Consider the following 16115-nt stretch of genomic DNA (forward strand, 5'->3'; position numbering starts at 1 on the left):
CCACAGCACCCACCTTCGCGGTGAGCTAGGGCGAACCTACCGCACAGCCGTGCGGATCGCCTTCCGAGCTCGAGTGAAACCGCTTGGGAACCTGCGGTATTCAACTTGAAGCACGCAAAGCCGCTGCCCCGCATCGGAGCGACGGCTTTTGTGTGCTCAGGAGTTGCGGTTCGCGTCTCGTTTGATTCGGGCCGCGCTGCCGAAGCAGGCTGCTGCCGTCACCAGCAGGCCCGTGGTGATCGCGCTGGTGAAGCCGCTCGGCTCCATACCGAATGCCGAGAACATCAGAATGAACAGGCCGAAGCCTGCCAGTGCCGCAATTCCCCCCATGAATAGATTCTTACGTTGCTGCACTTGCTCTTCCGTCATACCGGTAAAAGTATCTGTTGTCGGCGGCAAATGTAAACCGCAGCCGGGCAATGCTTTCGGAATCGTCGAATTGTTCGCGACAATTGATTGCACCCCGATTACCGTCGATCCGGGTCACCCGGCATGATCGATTACTGTGCGAGTACTGCTGCAACGTGTGACCACCGCCCAGGTAACCGTCGACGATCAGGTCGTCGGCCGGATCGACCCGGCCGCGACGGGTGCGCCGCACGGCCTGCTCGCGCTGGTCGGTGTGACCCACACCGATACCGAGGACCTCGCGAAAGCGCTGGCGGACAAGGCTTTCCGTCTGCGCATTCTCGACGGGGAACGTTCGGCCGCCGACCTGAACGCGCCGATCCTCGTCGTCAGCCAGTTCACCCTTTACGCCAACACCGCCAAGGGGCGCCGCCCCTCCTGGAACGCGGCCGCCCCGGGCCCGGTCGCCGAACCCCTGGTGGACACCTTCGCCGACGCCCTGCGTGACCTGCGTGCCACCGTGGCCACCGGAAAATTCGGCGCGCACATGCACATAGATCTGACCAACGACGGCCCGGTCACCGTCCTGCTCGAAGGCTGAACTAATTGTCACCCGGCCGGTACGGAATACCGTCTGCGGCGGGCGCGACGGCTTTTCCGATGAATCCGGCGACCACGACGAGAGTCACCACGTAGGGCAGCATGCCGAGGAATTCGGTGGGGATCGGGTTGCCGGGCATGGTGTTGAGGAACCGTTGCAGGGCGCTGGAGAAGCCGAAGAGCAGGGCCGCCAGGAGGGCGCCGACGGGGTTCCAGCGGCCGACGATCATTACCGCGAGCGCGACGAAACCGAGGGCCGCGGTCATGTTCTTGCTGAAGGCCACATTGTTGGCGATGGTGAAGAACGCGCCACCGAAACCTGACAGCGCACCCGCACAGGTGACGTTCCAGAATCGCAGCCGGTTCACGTCGATGCCGGCGGCGTCGGCGGCGGCCGGGTGCTCGCCGACGGCACGGGTCCGCAGCCCCCACCTGGTGTGGAACAGCAGGTAGGACAGGCCGAACACGCAGGCCAGCGCCACGTAGACAAAGAGGTTCTGGTCGAAGAGGACCGGTCCGAGGATCGGGATGTCGGTGAGGAAACCGAGGCCGATGTCGTGCAGGAATCCGCCGATGCGCGGCACCGTGCTCGGCTGGTTGAGCGAATGGTCCATGCGCATGAGCCGCTCGAACAGAAACCCGGTGAGACCGAGCGCGAGCAGGTTCAGGATCACACCGGTGACCAGCTGATTCACCTCGAAACGGGTGGCCAGCCAGGCCAGCAGCAGCGTGGAGACCATGCCGCTGAGCACTGCCGCGAGGATGCCGACATAGGGGTTGCCGGTGATCGAGGCGAACAGCACGGCGGTGAAGGCGCCCGCCAGGAACTGTCCTTCGATGCCGAGGTTGATGACACCGGACCGCTCACACACCACCCCGGACAGAGCGCCGAAGATGAACGGCAAGGCCAGGAACAGCGTGGTGGCCAGCACGAACTCCACCGGGAACCCGACGCCGGGCGTCACCACCCAGGACAGCACCGCGATCACCAGCGCGGTCGCCGCCACCCCCACGATCACCCCGTGCGTGCGCGCACTCACCGCCCGCGCGAGCATCAGCACTCCGAGCAGAATGGTGAGCACCGCAAGCGTCACAACGATGCCGAAAGTACTGACAGTCCAGCTGTTTTCGACGGTCTGATCGAGACGGAACGTGGTGGCCCGCCCGTCGGGCATCCACAGCAATGCCGCGACGGCGAGCACCGCCCCGAGGACGACGAGCACTGCCCCACCCACCGGGTGACGCACGGTCTCGGTCACGACGACCGGTTTCGATTCGGCGACAGCGGTACTCACCAGCCCCTCGCTTCCAGCGTGTTGAGCCCACCGCGCGGGGTGCGCAGGTGCAGCAGGGTTTTCACCAGGGCGGGCGCGGCGATGAACAGCACGATCACCGCCTGCAGCAGCGTCGACATCTCCACCGGGATGGCGGGCTGCATGTGCAGCGTGCCCGACTTCAACGCACCGAACAGCAGCGCCGCCGCGACGATCCCGCCCGGATGCGCCCGTCCGAGCAAGGCGACGGTGATCCCGTCGAAGCCGAACTCGGCTACCGTTCCGGGGTTGACCGTGTACGGGTTCAATCCGAGCACCAGCGCCCCACCACCGATCCCGGCGAGCGCTCCGGACACTCCCATCGTGGTGATGAACGTGCGACCCATGTCGATGCCCGCCGTCTGCGCCGCGTGCGGATTCGCCCCGACCGCGCGAATCCGGTACCCGAACGTCGACTTGCGCAGCAGCCACCAGATCCCCGCCGCCAGCGCCAACGCGATCAGCAGACCGACACTCACCCGCAGCCCCGACCCCGCCCAGCCGAGGAGCCGGGGCAGCCGCGCCGAGATGTCGACCGGCTTGGACACCAGCTCCTGGGAGGTCAGCGAGTGGATGAAGGTGGTGCTCAACGCCCAGAGCAGGAAATAGGTGGCGATATTGTTCAGCATGATCGACGAGATCACCTCGTGTGCACCGGTTTTCGCCTTCAGCACACCCGGAACCGCGCCGAAGATCCCGCCCGCGAGCGCACCGGCGGCCAGCGCCAGCGGCACATGCAGCAGCGGCGGCAGATCGGTCGCGAAACCGACGATCAACGCACCGAGCATGCCGAAGATGAACTGCCCGTGCCCACCGATATTGAACAGTCCGGCCCGGAACGCCAACCCCACGGCGAGCCCGGTGAAGATCAGCGGGGTGGCGTAGGTGAGCGTCTCCGAGATCGGGCGCAGCACCTGGGCGAGGGTGGCCGTGCCGTCGAAGAACTCCTGCAGGCGGCCGATGTCGAGAATGGCGCCCTCGAACAGGTCACGGTAGGCCGTGCTCACCGCCTGCCAGGAGAAACTCAGCGCGTCGGAGGGCCGGTTGAGGAAGTAGCCCCAGGCCCGGCGCACCGACGGATCGGAAACGATGATGAGCAGCGCGCCGATCGCGAAGGCGAGCAGCAGCGAATAGATGGTCACCATCACGCTGTTGGCTTCGGTCAGGTACCGGGTGAAGGTGCGGCCGAAACCTGGTCTTTCGGGCCGGGGCGATTCGGTCTCCGGCGCGGTGGTCGTACTCGGCATGGGAATCCTCGAGGATGTCGGCGCCAGTTCAGCTCGGGGTGGCGGATTCGGTGGGGCGGTGGCCTGCCATCAGCTGACCGATGATCTCGCGCGGGGTGTCCGGCCCGACCTCGCCGACGATCTGCCCGTTGTGGATCACCGCGATCCGGTCGGACAGGGCGAGGATCTCGTCCAGTTCGGCGGAGATGAGCAGCACCCCGGTCCCCGAGTCACGTTCGGCGACGAGCCTGCTGTGGATGAATTCGATAGCGCCCACGTCCACCCCTCGGGTGGGCTGTGCGGCGACGAGAACCGCACGGGGACGGGAGAATTCGCGGGCGATCACCACCTTCTGCTGGTTGCCACCCGACAGCGCCGACACGAGCTCGCCCGGCCCGCGGGTGCGGATGTCGAAGTCGGCGATGGCCTTGTCGGCCAGCGTGCGCACGGCGTCGCTGTCGAGCACGCCGCGATGCGACAGCGGTGCGTCGCGGTACTGGTTGAGCACGAGGTTCTCGGCCACGGTGAAGTCAGCCGCCAGCCCGTCGCGGCCACGGTCCTCCGGAATGTAGCCGAGCCCGGCGACGATGCGCCGGTACGGATCCCACGAGGTCACCGGCACCCCGCCCAGCTCGACCGTTCCGCCGTCCGGGCGGACGGTGCCGAGCACGGCCCTGGCGAGTTCGGTCTGGCCGTTGCCCTCCACCCCGGCCAACCCGACGATCTCCCCGGCTCGCACCGTGAGGTTCAGCCCGTCGAGCACCGCCGTGCCCCGCTCGCCGAGCACCGTCAGATCCCGCACCGCCAAGGCGACCGCACCAGGATCGGCGGGCGTGCGCTCGACGGTCAGGATCACCGACCGCCCGACCATCGCCGCCGCCAGCTCGGCCTCGCTGTCCTCGGGCGAGGCCTGGGCCACCACCTTGCCCCGGCGCAGCACCGTGATGGTGTCGGCGATGGCCTTCACCTCTTTGAGCTTGTGGCTGATGAAGATCACCGACATGCCAGCGGCGGTGAGATTGCGGATGATGCCGAGCAGTTCGGCTACTTCCGGCGGTGTGAGCACGGCGGTGGGTTCGTCCAGGATCAGCAGGTCGGTGTCGCCGGAGAGCGCCTTGACGATCTCCACCCGCTGCTGCACACCCACCGGCAGGTCCGCACAGATGGCATCCGGGTCGAGCGCGAGACCGTAGCGATCCGACACCGCGCGCACCGCGTCACGTGCCGCCGCCCGGTCCAGGATCCCGCGCTTGGCGTGTTCGCGACCCAGCTGCACGTTGTCGGCAACGCTGAACGGGCCGACCAGCTTGAAATGCTGGTGCACCATGCCGATTCCGGCGGCGATCGCGTCGCTGGGTGAACGGAACCGCACGGGTGCGCCGTCGATGAGGATGTCGCCGCTGGTCGGTTCGAGAATGCCGTAGAGCATATTCATCAGGGTGGATTTGCCCGCGCCGTTCTCACCGAGAATCGCGTGCACCTGGCCGGGTTCCACCACCAGGTCGACATTCTCGTCGGCCAGGAAATCGCCGAAAGCTTTTGTCAGTCCCCGTACTTCGAGTCGCATGTCGTTGTCCTCAAAGCTTGGGGGCGGCGGGTGAGTCGATCACGATCCGGCCTTCGACGATCTCGGTGCGCAGGGCCGTGAGCTCTTGTTTCAGCCGCTCGGGCACGGCACCGTCGAAATCATGGAACGGCGCGAGGCCGACCCCACCGTTGCCGAGCGTGCCGACGTACCGGCCGTCTTTCGGTCCCTCGGCGAAAGCGTTGTCGATCGCGACGCGCACCGCGGCGGAAATGTCCTTCATCGACGACGACAACATGATGTCTTTGTATTCCGGCACGGCTTCGTACCCGTCGGAATCGACCCAGATCATGCTCACCCCCGGCGAATCCTGCACCGCCGACGCACCGCCCATGCCGACAGGACCGGCCACCGGATGAATGATGTCGGCGCCCTGGGCGATGAAATTCTCGGTCAGCGAGCGACCGGCACTTGTGTCGTCGAAATTGCCGGTGAACGAACCGTTCTGATCGGCGACATTCCAGCCGAGCACCTCGGTACCCGTCCCGTGAACCTGGTTGTACCTGGCCACGCCTGCCGCGAAACCGTCCATGAAGATCGTCACGGCGGGGATCTGCATGCCACCCCAGGTCGCGACGCGGCCGGTCTTGGTCATCCCCGCCGCGAGATAGCCTGCGAGATAAGAGGATTGGGCGGCGTTGAACTCCATCGAATAGACGTTGTCCAACTCCACGTGCGCGTCGACGATGGCGAACCGCTGATCCGGGTACTCCCCCGCCACCTGTGCCACCGCCTCGGCCATCAGGCCGCCGACCCCGATCACCAGATCGCAGTCGTCATCGGCCGAGGCCCGCAGGTTGGGTTCGTAATCGGCGGAACTGTTCGACTGCCGGTAGGAACCGTAGACCCCGGGGTTGGCGTCGATCGCCGCCTTCACCCCGTTCCAGCCGGATTCGTTGAACGACTTGTCGTCCACCCCGCCCGCATCGGTCACCATGCAGGTCTCGAAATCGGCATTCGCCGAACCGTAGGTATTGCCCGATCCCGTGTAGCGCGACTCGGCAGGCGGCTCACCGCAACCGACGAGCGACGCCGTCACCGCACAGGTGGCGACGACGGCGATCAGCGCGATCCCAGATCTCATTACTCAGAGATACAGGATTCCCCCGGCACCGAGCCGGATTCGAAACATTACTTCACCGAAAAGTCGCGAAAGACTTTCGCGAAGTCACTCCGGGCGCAGGGTGAGGATGCGTGGGCCGTCCTCGGTGACGGCGACGCTGTGTTCCCAGTGGGCGGCGCGGGAACCGTCGGTGGTGACCACGGTCCAGTCGTCGTCGAGGGTTGTGGTTTCGGTGGTGCCGAGGGTGAGCATCGGCTCGATGGCCAGGACCGATCCGACCACCAGGCGCGGGCCCTTGCCCGGGGCGCCCTCGTTCGGGAGGAAGGGGTCCATGTGCATCTCACGGCCGATCGCGTGGCCGCCGTAGCCGTCGACGATGCCGTATTTGCGGCCGTGCACCTCTTCGGCGGCCCGGGTGCCGAGCTCGATCGCGTGCGACACATCGGTGAGCCGGTTGCCGGGCACCATCGCGCCGATGCCCGCCTCCATCGACCACTTGGTGGCCTCGCTGAGCAGGCGATCGGCTTCGATGATGTTGCCGACGCCGAAGGTCCAGGCCGAATCGCCGTGCCAGCCGTCGAGGATGGCGCCGCAGTCGATCGACACCAGATCACCCTCGGTGAGAATCTCACTCGCCGAGGGGATCCCGTGCACCACACGGTCGTTGACCGAAGAACAGATCGAGCCGGGAAAGCCGTGGTAACCCTTGAACGACGGAACCGCGCCCGCCTCCCGGATCACCTGCTCGGCGACCTCGTCGAGCTCGAGCGTCGACACCCCGGGCTTGGCGGCGTCGCGCACGGCGACCAGCGCCCGTCCGACGATCGCGCCCGCCGCCGCCATGGCGTCGAGTTCGCCCGCCGTGCGGAACGGCACGACCTTCTTCTTCCGACCGAATGCCATTACTGGCCGAGAGCCTTCAGCGCTCGCGCGTTGACGTCGTCGACCTCGCCGAGACCGTCGACGGTCACGACCAGACCGTCGTAGTACTCGAGCAGCGGCTCGGTCTCCTCGCGGTAGACCCGCAGCCGGTTGCGGATGACGTCCTCGGTGTCGTCGGCGCGGCCACGGGCGAGCATGCGCTCGACCACGGTGTCCTCGGCGACCACGAAGCACAGCACGGCGTCGAGCGCGGTGCCGTGATGCTCGAGGATCTTCTTCAGCGCGTCGGCCTGGTCGACCGTGCGCGGGTAACCGTCGAGGACGAAACCGTTCGCGGCGTCCGGTTCGGCGACGCGGGCTTCGACCATGCGGTTGGTGACATCGCTGGGGACCAGGTCACCGGCGTCCATGTACTTCTGCGCCTCGCGACCGAGGGCGGTCTGCTGGCTGATGTTCGCGCGGAAGAGGTCTCCGGTGGAGATGTGCGGAACGCCCAGCTTTTCCGACAGCAGGACGGCCTGAGTACCTTTGCCGGCACCCGGCGGACCGAGCAGAACAACTCTCACTTGAGGAACCCTTCGTAATTTCGATTCATCAGCTGGCTCTCGATCTGCTTGACCGTGTCGAGACCCACGCTGACCATGATGAGCACCGCGGCACCGCCGAAGGACATGTTCGCCGACTGGCCCGTGCTGCCGCTGCCGAGGGCGATACTCGGCAGGACGGTGACCGCGCCGAGGTAGATCGAGCCGGGCAGGGTGATGCGGCTCAGAACATAATTGAGGTAGTCGGCGGTCGGCTTGCCGGGGCGGTAGCCCGGAATGAAGCCACCGAACTTCTTCATCTCGTCCGCGCGTTCCTCCGGGTTGAAGGTGATCGCGACGTAGAAGTAGGTGAAGAACACGATCAAACCGAAGTAGACGGCGATGTAGACCGGGTTGGTCGGATCGACCAGATACTTCTGGATGATCTCCTGCCACCAGCTCGGGTCCGTCGCGGTGCTCGACGAGGTGAGCTGCGAAATCAGGTTGGGCAGGTAGAGCAGCGAAGACGCGAAGATCACCGGGATAACACCGGCCTGGTTGACCTTCAGCGGCAGATAGGTCGAGGAGCCGCCGTACATCTTGCGACCGACCACGCGCTTGGCGTACTGCACCGGGATCCGGCGCTGCCCCTGTTCGACGAAGACCACCGCGACGATGATCAGCAGCACACCCACACACACGAGGCTGAAGATCATGGCGCCACGGGTATCGAGGATGGCCTTGCCGTCGAGCGGGATACGCGCGGCGATACCGGCGAAGATCAGCAGCGACATGCCGTTACCGACACCACGCTCGGTGATCTGCTCGCCGAACCACATCACCAGGGCCGCACCGGCGGTCATCACCAGCACGATGACGATCATGCCGAAGATGCCGGTGTCCTCGAGGATGTCTTCCTGGCAGCCCTGCAGCAGCTGACCGCGAGCAGCGAGCGCGACGAGACCCGTGGCCTGCAGGATCGCCAGGGCGATCGAGAGGTAGCGGGTGTACTGCGTCATCTTGGTCTGGCCTGCTTGGCCTTCCTTGCGCAACTCCTCGAAGCGCGGAATGACCACGGTCAGCAGCTGGATGATGATGCTCGCGGTGATGTACGGCATGATGCCGATCGCGAACACCGAAAGCTGCAGTAGCGCACCACCGGAGAACAGATTGATGAGCTGGTAGATACCGGCGGACTCGCCACCGGAGACCAGCTTCACGCATTCCTGGACGTTCTGATAGTTGACGCCGGGGGACGGCAGCGCGGCACCCAACCGGTACAGCACGATCAACCCCAGCGTGAAGAGAATCTTCCGCCGTAAGTCCGGAGTCCGGAAGGCCGATACGAAGGCGGAAAGCACAGATCCTCCTGGCGAACGACATGGTCATGCCATGCGACTGAACCAACACGGCGTCGTGGTGGAGACGTCAGCCGATGACGAGCTTGGCAGACAACACTTGTTGAGACTCTACAGTGACACCGGACGAGTGCTCGACTCGTCCGGTGTCGCTGTGACTACAGTACCGTCAGGCCAGTTCGGTGACGGTGCCACCGGCAGCGGTGATCTTCTCCTTGGCGGAGCCGGTCACCTTGTCGGCGGTCACCTGCACGGCGACGGAGATGTCGCCGTCACCGAGGACCTTCACCAGCTCGTTCTTGCGAACGGCGCCGGCCGCGACGAGCTCGGCCTTACCGACCGTGCCGCCTTCGGGGAACAGCTCCGCGATGCGGCCCACGTTCACAACCTGGTACTCCACGCGGAAGCGGTTGGTGAAGCCCTTCAGCTTCGGCAGGCGCATGTGCAGCGGCATCTGGCCACCCTCGAACGCCGCGGGGACGTTCTTGCGGGCCTTGGTGCCCTTGGTACCACGACCGGCGGTCTTGCCCTTGGAACCCTCACCGCGACCCACACGGGTCTTCTCGGTCTTGGAACCCGGCGCAGGACGCAGGTGGTGCAATTTGATGGTCATGTCAGACCTCCTCAACTGTTACGAGGTGGCGCACGACATTGATCAGACCGCGGTTCTGAGCGTTGTCCTCACGAACCACCGACTGGCGGATCTTCCGCAGGCCGAGGGTACGCAGGCTCGCGCGCTGGTTCGCCTTGGCACCGATCGTGCTCTTGATCTGGGTCACCTTGAGATCTGCCATGTCAGGCTCCCTGTCCCGCACGCGCACGCAGCATGCCCGCCGGAGCGACGTCCTCGATCGGCAGACCGCGACGCGCGGCAACCTCTTCGGGACGCTGGAGCATCTTGAGCGCGGCAACCGTCGCGTGAACGACGTTGATCGCATTGTCGCTACCGAGCGACTTGGCCAGAATGTCGTGAATGCCAGCGCATTCGAGCACGGCACGCGCCGCGCCACCGGCGATCACACCGGTACCGGGCGAAGCCGGACGCAGCATGACGACACCGGCCGCCGCCTCACCCTGAACCGGGTGGGTGATGGTCGAGCCGATCATCGGGACGCGGAAGAAGCTCTTGCGAGCCTCCTCGACACCCTTCTGGATCGCCGCGGGAACTTCCTTGGCCTTGCCGTAGCCGACGCCGACCAGACCGTTGCCGTCACCGACGATCACGAGGGCGGTGAAGCTGAAGCGACGACCACCCTTCACGACCTTGGAGACACGGTTGATCGCGACTACGCGCTCGAGCTGGTTCTTCTCGGCCGCGTTGTCCCGACGGTCGCCGCCGCCGCGACGATCGCCGCCACCGCGACGGTTGCCCTCGGGGCCACCGCTGGGGTTGTTGTTGTTCTGTCCGGCGGGTCCGTTGCCGCCGTCACGCCGCTGACGTCCCGGCATCAGACGTTCCTTCCGTTCGAAAATTCAGTCATCAGAACTTCAGCCCACCTTCACGAGCGGCATCGGCCAGCGCCGCGATGCGGCCGTGGTAGTCGTGACCACCACGGTCGAACACGACCGACTCGATACCGGCAGCCTTGGCGCGCTCGGCGATCAGCTGACCGACCTTGGCGCCCTTGGCGGACTTGTCGCCCTCCAGCGCACGCACATCGGCCTCGATCGAGGACGCGGCGGCGATGGTCTTGCCGACCGAATCGTCGACGAGCTGAGCGTGCAGGTGCCGCGAGGAACGGTTGACGACCAAGCGCGGACGCTCGGTGGTGCCGACGACCTTCTTGCGCAGACGGAAGTGACGGCGGGTCTTCGACAGACGACGCTTCGTCGATGCGTCCTTGCCCAGCGGAATCCGCTTGGCCTTCTGGTTAGCAGTTTGCGCCATGATCACTTACCCGTCTTTCCGACCTTGCGGCGAACGACCTCGCCGGCGTAGCGGATGCCCTTGCCCTTGTACGGGTCGGGCTTACGCAGTCCGTGGATCACAGCGGAGATCTGGCCGACCTTCTGCTTGTCGATCCCGGAAACCGAGAACTTGGTGGGCGATTCCACCGCGAAGGTGATGCCCTCCGGGGCCTCGATCGGCACCGGGTGGCTGTAGCCGAGGGCGAACTCGAGGTTCGAACCCTTGGCCTGAACGCGGTAACCGACGCCGAAGATTTCCATCTTCTTCTCGTAGCCCTTGGTGACACCCTCGATCATGTTGGCGATCAGGGTGCGGCTCAGGCCGTGCAGCGAACGGTTGGCGCGCTCGTCGTTGGGACGGGCGACCACGAGCTGGTTGGCTTCGTCTTTGCTGACGGTGATCGGCTCGGCAACGGTGTGCGACAGGGTGCCCTTGGGACCCTTCACCGTGACGACCTGGCCGTCGATGCTGACGTCGACACCGGCCGGGATTGCGATGGGGTTTTTACCAATACGCGACATTAGTCCAGACCTCCCTTACCAGACGTAGGCGAGGACTTCGCCCCCGACGCCCTGCTTGGCCGCTTGCCGGTCGGTGAGCAGGCCGGTCGACGTGGAGATGATCGCCACGCCGAGGCCGCCGAGGACCTTGGGCAGGTTGGTGGACTTCGCGTACACACGCAGACCCGGCTTCGAGACGCGACGCAGGCCCTGCAGGCTGCGCTCACGGCTCGGGCCGTACTTCAGATCGACGACGAGGGCCTTGCCCACCGGCGCGTCTTCGGTGCGGTAATCGGCGATGTAACCCTCGCGCTTCAGGATCTCGGCGATGTTCGCCTTGAGCTTGGAGTGCGGAGCCTTCACCTGATCGTGGTACGCCGAGTTGGCGTTGCGCAGACGCGTCAAGAAGTCTGCGATCGGATCAGTCATGGTCATGGTTAGACCTCGACACCTTTCTCGCTGCGGTTCCCATGCAGCATCTCCCCGCTTTCGCGAGGCGACCGTGGGCCTACAACAATTCGGCTGGTCCGGGCGGCACTTACCGACCGGATGAGTACTCTTCACGAGCCCTCGGCGCCCGGCACGATCCGCCCACGGCGAGCGTGGAGCGGACACAGATCTGCCCAGGCAACCGCTCTAGTGTAGGCAACGCCGTGGTCAGGACAAAATCCGGGGTCAGGGCGCGGGCTCGTTCGACCTCGAGGTGGCCAGGATCGCCGATGCCGAGACGCCGGTGGCCACGATCAGCATCATCTCACCGCCGACCAGCATGCTCATCACGCCACCGAGCAGCGCGCCCGTCGCGAAGGCCGCGTACTGCAGGCCGTAGCCGAGCCAATCCCGCACGCTGCCGCCGCTGACGTGGCTCTCGATACCCTGGCCCAGTTTCACGACCGTTCCGGTGACGTAGCTGAGCGGGACGCTGACCTCTCCGTTCTTGACGAAGGCGGTGTTGAGCGCGCCGACCGCGAACGCCACGAACATGATCGGGACGAAATCCAGTTCCTGCCCGCCGGTTCGGCCGACCACGTAGTCGACCACCACCGCGGCGGCCAGCGCGACCGTGGTCACCACCGAGGCGCCGTAGTGGCCGTTGCGCCACAGCCGCCGTCGCAGCAGCGAGGCCACGAAGACGCCGAGACCGAAGGCGAACAGCAGCGATATCGCCCCGACGGCCAGCAGGTAGTCGCCGTCGAACCAGCCGAGGAGCGCGCGTTCGGTATTTCCGGTCATGAATGTCACGAAGTATCCGGCGGAATGCGTATAGGCTGCTGCGCCGATAAACCCCGCCAATATCGAAAGAAACGCCACCATTGTCATCGCGCCTGCCGGTATACCCCGCAGCGGCTGGCGGTTGCCCAGGTCACGTGCCCTTTTTACTGTGGTCGCAGTCACAATCCCACATCCTTCGCATCGAATCGAATCGGGGATCGACTTTGACCCTTCCCGCTGTCGTGACAACCCCGACGGTAGCGAGAAGTGGAATTGCCGGCCATTGCTCGGATCACATTCTCGGAGAAGACACAGGATTATCAGGTTCCGGTAATACACAGGTAACCCGGTAATTCCCGATGAATTCTGTGTGACTTTTATGAATCCAACGCACTACCCGGTGTGGCGTCGAAACAGGTTCGGCGACAACCGATTTCCCCAGGTGGCGGTGTGGTAGCTTCACGGAGTTCGTCGGATCTGCGCAGGAGGCTCGGCAGGTGTTTTCGCGCTCGGTGCGCCGTGGAACCCGCCGAGGCGGCTTCTACGCGCTGGCTGTTCTGCTCGGTGTCGGCACATTCGTGTTTCCCTCCCCCGCTCGCGCCGCCGACGCCTATGTCGACCGGCTCGCCGAATCCGCGGCGACTCCCGAGTTGAGCTGGTCGGACTGCGACGACGGTTTCCAGTGCGCGTTGGCGCGGGTGCCCCTGAATTACAACGAACCGGCGGGGGCGCAGCTGGAGCTGGCCACCATCCGGCTCCCAGCGAGCGATCCGAGCAGGCGCCTGGGCACCTTGTTCGTGAACTTCGGCGGTCCGGGGCCCTCGGGCATCGACCGGTTACGGGAACGGGGGCGCTGGCCGTGGCTGTTCTCCGAGGAGCTTCGCGCGCGCTTCGACCTGGTGTCCTGGGACCCGCGCGGGGTCTCACGCAGTGCGGGCGTGCACTGCTTCGCCACTGCCGAGGAACAGGCCGAATACTTCGGCGCCTTCCCCGGGACCCCCACCGACGCGGGTCAGGAAGCGGACTTCTTCGCGCGTTCGGCCGATCTCGCCGCACGCTGCGGCCAGGCGGCGGGCCCGATCCTGAATCACGCCTCCACCGCCAATACCGCCCGTGATCTGGAGCTGCTGCGTCGCGCGGTGGGCGACAACGCGCTGACCTATCACGGCATCTCCTACGGCACGCAGGTCGGCGCGGTCTACGCGAACATGTTTCCGCGCCGGGTGCGCGCGATGGTGTTCGACGGTTCGCTCGACTTCGAGGGCAATGCCGACGGGCACGGCGCGGAAGGCACCCATCTTCCGCTCGATACCAGGCAGGGTGTCGCGGTCGGCATCGCCGAGACCTTCGACGCGTTCCTGCGCGAATGCTCGGCGGCGGGCCCGCGCTGCGCGTTCTCGGCGGGCGATCCGAAGCTGAAGTGGCTCACGCTGGCCGAACGGGCCCGCCACGCCCCCATCGTGCTCGACGGAACACCGTGGACGTTCTCCCAGGTGGTGACCGCCGCGGGCAGCCTGTCGCGCCCCGAAACCTATGCCGATCTGGCGACCTTGCTGCAGCAACTGTTCGACGCGGCGACCAGCGCCCCCGCCCTCGTCCCCGATTCGCTGTTCGACCCCGCCTACCCCGCCAACCGGGCCGAAGCGTTCTACGCCATCCAGTGCGCCGACAGCATGGTCCCCACCGAACCCGCGGCCTACAGCCGCGTCGCCGCCGTCGAAGACCTGCACAACCCCTACTTCGGCCGCACCGCCGTCTTCAACGCCATGCCCTGCGCGTTCTGGCCCGCCCGCGACGCCGACCGCTACACCGGCCCATGGAACCGGCAGACCGCCGCCCCCATCCTGGTCATGAACAGCCGCTACGACCCCGCGACCCCACTGCACGGCGCCTACGCCGGCGCCGCCCAACTGGCCACCGCCCGGGTCCTGGTGATCGAAGGCGCCGGCCACAGCAGCATGTACGTGCCCAGCACCTGCGCCGAACAAGCCAAACGCGACTACTTGTTCACCGGCCAACTCCCACCCGAGGACATGCGCTGCGGCGTCGACCACTCCCCCTTCCCCTGACCCGTACCTATCATTGCGCCATGACGAACGCGCACGACCGGCGCCCGAAGCTGCCCGAATATATGACGTGGGAGGAACTCGAGCAGCAGCCCGAGGAAATCGCCTCGCACATCGAACTGTGGGACGGTCGTGTGGTCTGGACGCGACGTGGACCAGGGGAGCATCAGGAAGCGAGCAACCTGTTGTGGAGTGCTCTCCGGCGCGACGCCAAGTACGCGATGGACAACAGACCCGACGAGTGCTGGCAGGTTCGCACCGAGACCAACGTCTTCTTCGGCCGGGAGGGCAAATCCGACTTCGTGACACCGGATTTCATGGTCCACCGATGCCTGGACGAGCCTTACGCCTACGTCCGCGCGGACGACGCGCTGCTGGTCGGCGAGGTCCTCTCCCCCTCGAACACCGCCGCCGAAATGGAAGCCAAGAAGGCCAAATACGCGGCAGCGGGAATTCCCTGGTACTGGGAAGTCACCCTGCATCCGCGGCGCAGTGAGATCGCCTACGTGCAGGCATTCGGCCTCGAATCCGGTACCGGTCCCTTGCCCGCGGGTGTATCGCCGCTACACAAGGCCAACTACATCTTGGTCGGCGCATGGTCGCCGGGCGATTCCACCGAGATCACCATCGGCTTCCCCTTCCCGATCACCATTCCGTGGCGAGATCTGGTGCTCTGAGCAGGGCCCGAAACGCGCGAAGGCACGGACTTCGGTGAGAAGTCCGTGCCTTCGTACGGTATTCGCCTAGGTGGCTGCGCTCACGAGGAGCGCGGGGTCACCAGGAGCTCTTGTGCACGCCCGGGAGCTCACCGCGGTGGGCCATTTCGCGCAGGCACACGCGGCACAGGCCGAACTTGCGGTAGACCGCGTGGGGGCGGCCGCAACGCTGGCAGCGGGTGTAGGCGCGGACGGCGAACTTCGGCTTGGCCTCCGCCTTGATGCGCAGTGCTTTCTTAGCCATGTGCTCAGTTCTCCTTGAACGGGAAGCCGAGGTGCTTCAGCAGCGCGCGGCCTTCTTCGTTGTTGGTCGCCGTGGTCACCACGGTGATGTCCATACCGCGCGGGCGGTCGATGGAATCCACGTCGATCTCGTGGAACATCGACTGCTCGCTCAGGCCGAACGTGTAGTTGCCGTTGCCGTCGAACTGCTTCGGCGACAGGCCGCGGAAGTCGCGGATACGGGGCAGCGCGATGGACACGAGACGGTCCAGGAACTCCCACATGCGGTCGCCACGAAGGGTGACCTTCGCGCCGATCGGCATGCCCTCACGGAGCTTGAACTGCGCGATCGACTTGGTGGCCTTGCGGATCTCCGGCTTCTGGCCGGTGATCAGCTCGAGGTCCTTGACGGCACCGTTGATCAGCTTCGCGTCACGGGCGGCGTCGCCGACACCCATGTTGACGACGACCTTGACCACGCCGGGGATCTGCATCACGTTGGCGTACTCGAACTCGCTGTTCAGCGCGTCCTTGATCTCGGCGCGGTAGCGCGCCTTCAGCCGGGGCTGAGTCTGCTCAGAGGTGGTCATG

General features: G+C 65.7%; 20 protein-coding genes. 3 read left to right on the forward strand and 17 right to left on the reverse strand.

Features of this window, described 5'->3' with window-relative positions:
- Nucleotides 1-156 precede the first annotated feature (156 nt).
- Entirely contained in the window at nt 157-462 is a 306-nt protein-coding gene (locus tag NI2_RS33795; RefSeq protein WP_133733963.1) for a hypothetical protein, read from the reverse strand.
- A gap of 43 nt (nt 463-505) precedes the next feature.
- Here NI2_RS33795 and dtd point away from each other — a divergent pair, with 43 nt between their 5' ends.
- Nucleotides 506-949, forward strand: a complete 444-nt coding sequence (dtd, locus tag NI2_RS14645; RefSeq protein ID WP_067491054.1) for a D-aminoacyl-tRNA deacylase — start codon at nt 506-508, stop codon at nt 947-949.
- 1 nt (nt 950) lies between these two features.
- Here dtd and NI2_RS14650 read toward each other — a convergent pair whose 3' ends face one another.
- The 14 genes from NI2_RS14650 to NI2_RS14715 all read right to left on the reverse strand — a co-directional run bounded on the left by NI2_RS14650 (nt 951) and on the right by NI2_RS14715 (nt 12628).
- Entirely contained in the window at nt 951-2243 is a 1293-nt protein-coding gene (locus tag NI2_RS14650; RefSeq protein WP_133733962.1) for an ABC transporter permease, read from the reverse strand.
- Entirely contained in the window at nt 2240-3508 is a 1269-nt protein-coding gene (locus NI2_RS14655; protein ID WP_067491056.1) for an ABC transporter permease, read from the reverse strand. Before NI2_RS14655 ends, NI2_RS14650 begins: the two co-directional genes overlap by 4 nt.
- A gap of 28 nt (nt 3509-3536) precedes the next feature.
- Complete coding sequence (locus NI2_RS14660; RefSeq protein ID WP_067491058.1) at nt 3537-5054, reverse strand: ABC transporter ATP-binding protein; 1518 nt, start codon at nt 5052-5054, stop codon at nt 3537-3539.
- A 10-nt stretch (nt 5055-5064) separates the two neighbouring features.
- On the reverse strand, nt 5065-6156 hold the full coding sequence (locus NI2_RS14665) for a BMP family lipoprotein (RefSeq protein WP_067491060.1): 1092 nt from the start codon (nt 6154-6156) through the stop codon (nt 5065-5067).
- Nucleotides 6157-6240: 84 nt separating this feature from the next.
- Complete coding sequence (map, locus tag NI2_RS14670; RefSeq protein ID WP_067491062.1) at nt 6241-7038, reverse strand: type I methionyl aminopeptidase; 798 nt, start codon at nt 7036-7038, stop codon at nt 6241-6243.
- Complete coding sequence (locus tag NI2_RS14675; protein WP_067491064.1) at nt 7038-7583, reverse strand: adenylate kinase; 546 nt, start codon at nt 7581-7583, stop codon at nt 7038-7040. Before NI2_RS14675 ends, map begins: the two co-directional genes overlap by 1 nt.
- The gene (gene secY / locus NI2_RS14680; protein ID WP_067491066.1) at nt 7580-8902 is read right to left on the reverse strand and encodes a preprotein translocase subunit SecY; all 1323 of its coding nucleotides are present in this window, start codon (nt 8900-8902) and stop codon (nt 7580-7582) included. Before secY ends, NI2_RS14675 begins: the two co-directional genes overlap by 4 nt.
- A gap of 166 nt (nt 8903-9068) precedes the next feature.
- Nucleotides 9069-9512: a 50S ribosomal protein L15 gene (rplO, locus tag NI2_RS14685; RefSeq protein WP_067491068.1), complete on the reverse strand. Its 444-nt coding sequence runs from the start codon at nt 9510-9512 to the stop codon at nt 9069-9071.
- Between the two features lies 1 nt (nt 9513).
- Nucleotides 9514-9693, reverse strand: a complete 180-nt coding sequence (gene rpmD / locus NI2_RS14690; protein ID WP_067491217.1) for a 50S ribosomal protein L30 — start codon at nt 9691-9693, stop codon at nt 9514-9516.
- 1 nt (nt 9694) lies between these two features.
- Nucleotides 9695-10348, reverse strand: a complete 654-nt coding sequence (gene rpsE, locus NI2_RS14695; RefSeq protein ID WP_067491070.1) for a 30S ribosomal protein S5 — start codon at nt 10346-10348, stop codon at nt 9695-9697.
- Nucleotides 10349-10379: 31 nt separating this feature from the next.
- A complete protein-coding gene (gene rplR / locus NI2_RS14700) occupies nt 10380-10787 on the reverse strand; it encodes a 50S ribosomal protein L18 (protein ID WP_067491072.1) in 408 nt (135 codons plus the stop codon).
- 2 nt (nt 10788-10789) lie between these two features.
- Entirely contained in the window at nt 10790-11329 is a 540-nt protein-coding gene (rplF, locus tag NI2_RS14705) for a 50S ribosomal protein L6 (RefSeq protein WP_067491075.1), read from the reverse strand.
- A 15-nt stretch (nt 11330-11344) separates the two neighbouring features.
- A complete protein-coding gene (rpsH, locus tag NI2_RS14710; protein WP_067491077.1) occupies nt 11345-11743 on the reverse strand; it encodes a 30S ribosomal protein S8 in 399 nt (132 codons plus the stop codon).
- A gap of 240 nt (nt 11744-11983) precedes the next feature.
- Entirely contained in the window at nt 11984-12628 is a 645-nt protein-coding gene (locus NI2_RS14715) for a YoaK family protein (protein ID WP_067491079.1), read from the reverse strand.
- Between the two features lie 389 nt (nt 12629-13017).
- Here NI2_RS14715 and NI2_RS14720 point away from each other — a divergent pair, with 389 nt between their 5' ends.
- A complete protein-coding gene (locus NI2_RS14720; RefSeq protein ID WP_243749848.1) occupies nt 13018-14589 on the forward strand; it encodes an alpha/beta hydrolase in 1572 nt (523 codons plus the stop codon).
- A 20-nt stretch (nt 14590-14609) separates the two neighbouring features.
- Nucleotides 14610-15263 (forward strand): Uma2 family endonuclease, encoded by a 654-nt coding sequence (locus NI2_RS14725; protein ID WP_067491081.1) that lies wholly within the window; start codon nt 14610-14612, stop codon nt 15261-15263.
- A 97-nt stretch (nt 15264-15360) separates the two neighbouring features.
- Here the strand turns inward: NI2_RS14725 and NI2_RS14730 are convergent, their stop codons facing one another.
- Together NI2_RS14730 and rplE are read right to left on the reverse strand one after the other, a co-directional pair.
- On the reverse strand, nt 15361-15546 hold the full coding sequence (locus NI2_RS14730; protein WP_040731429.1) for a type Z 30S ribosomal protein S14: 186 nt from the start codon (nt 15544-15546) through the stop codon (nt 15361-15363).
- Between the two features lie 4 nt (nt 15547-15550).
- Entirely contained in the window at nt 15551-16114 is a 564-nt protein-coding gene (gene rplE, locus NI2_RS14735; RefSeq protein WP_067491083.1) for a 50S ribosomal protein L5, read from the reverse strand.
- Nucleotide 16115 lies beyond the last annotated feature (1 nt).

This window comes from Nocardia ignorata NBRC 108230, from assembly GCF_001612905.1.
Lineage (GTDB): Bacteria > Actinomycetota > Actinomycetes > Mycobacteriales > Mycobacteriaceae > Nocardia > Nocardia ignorata.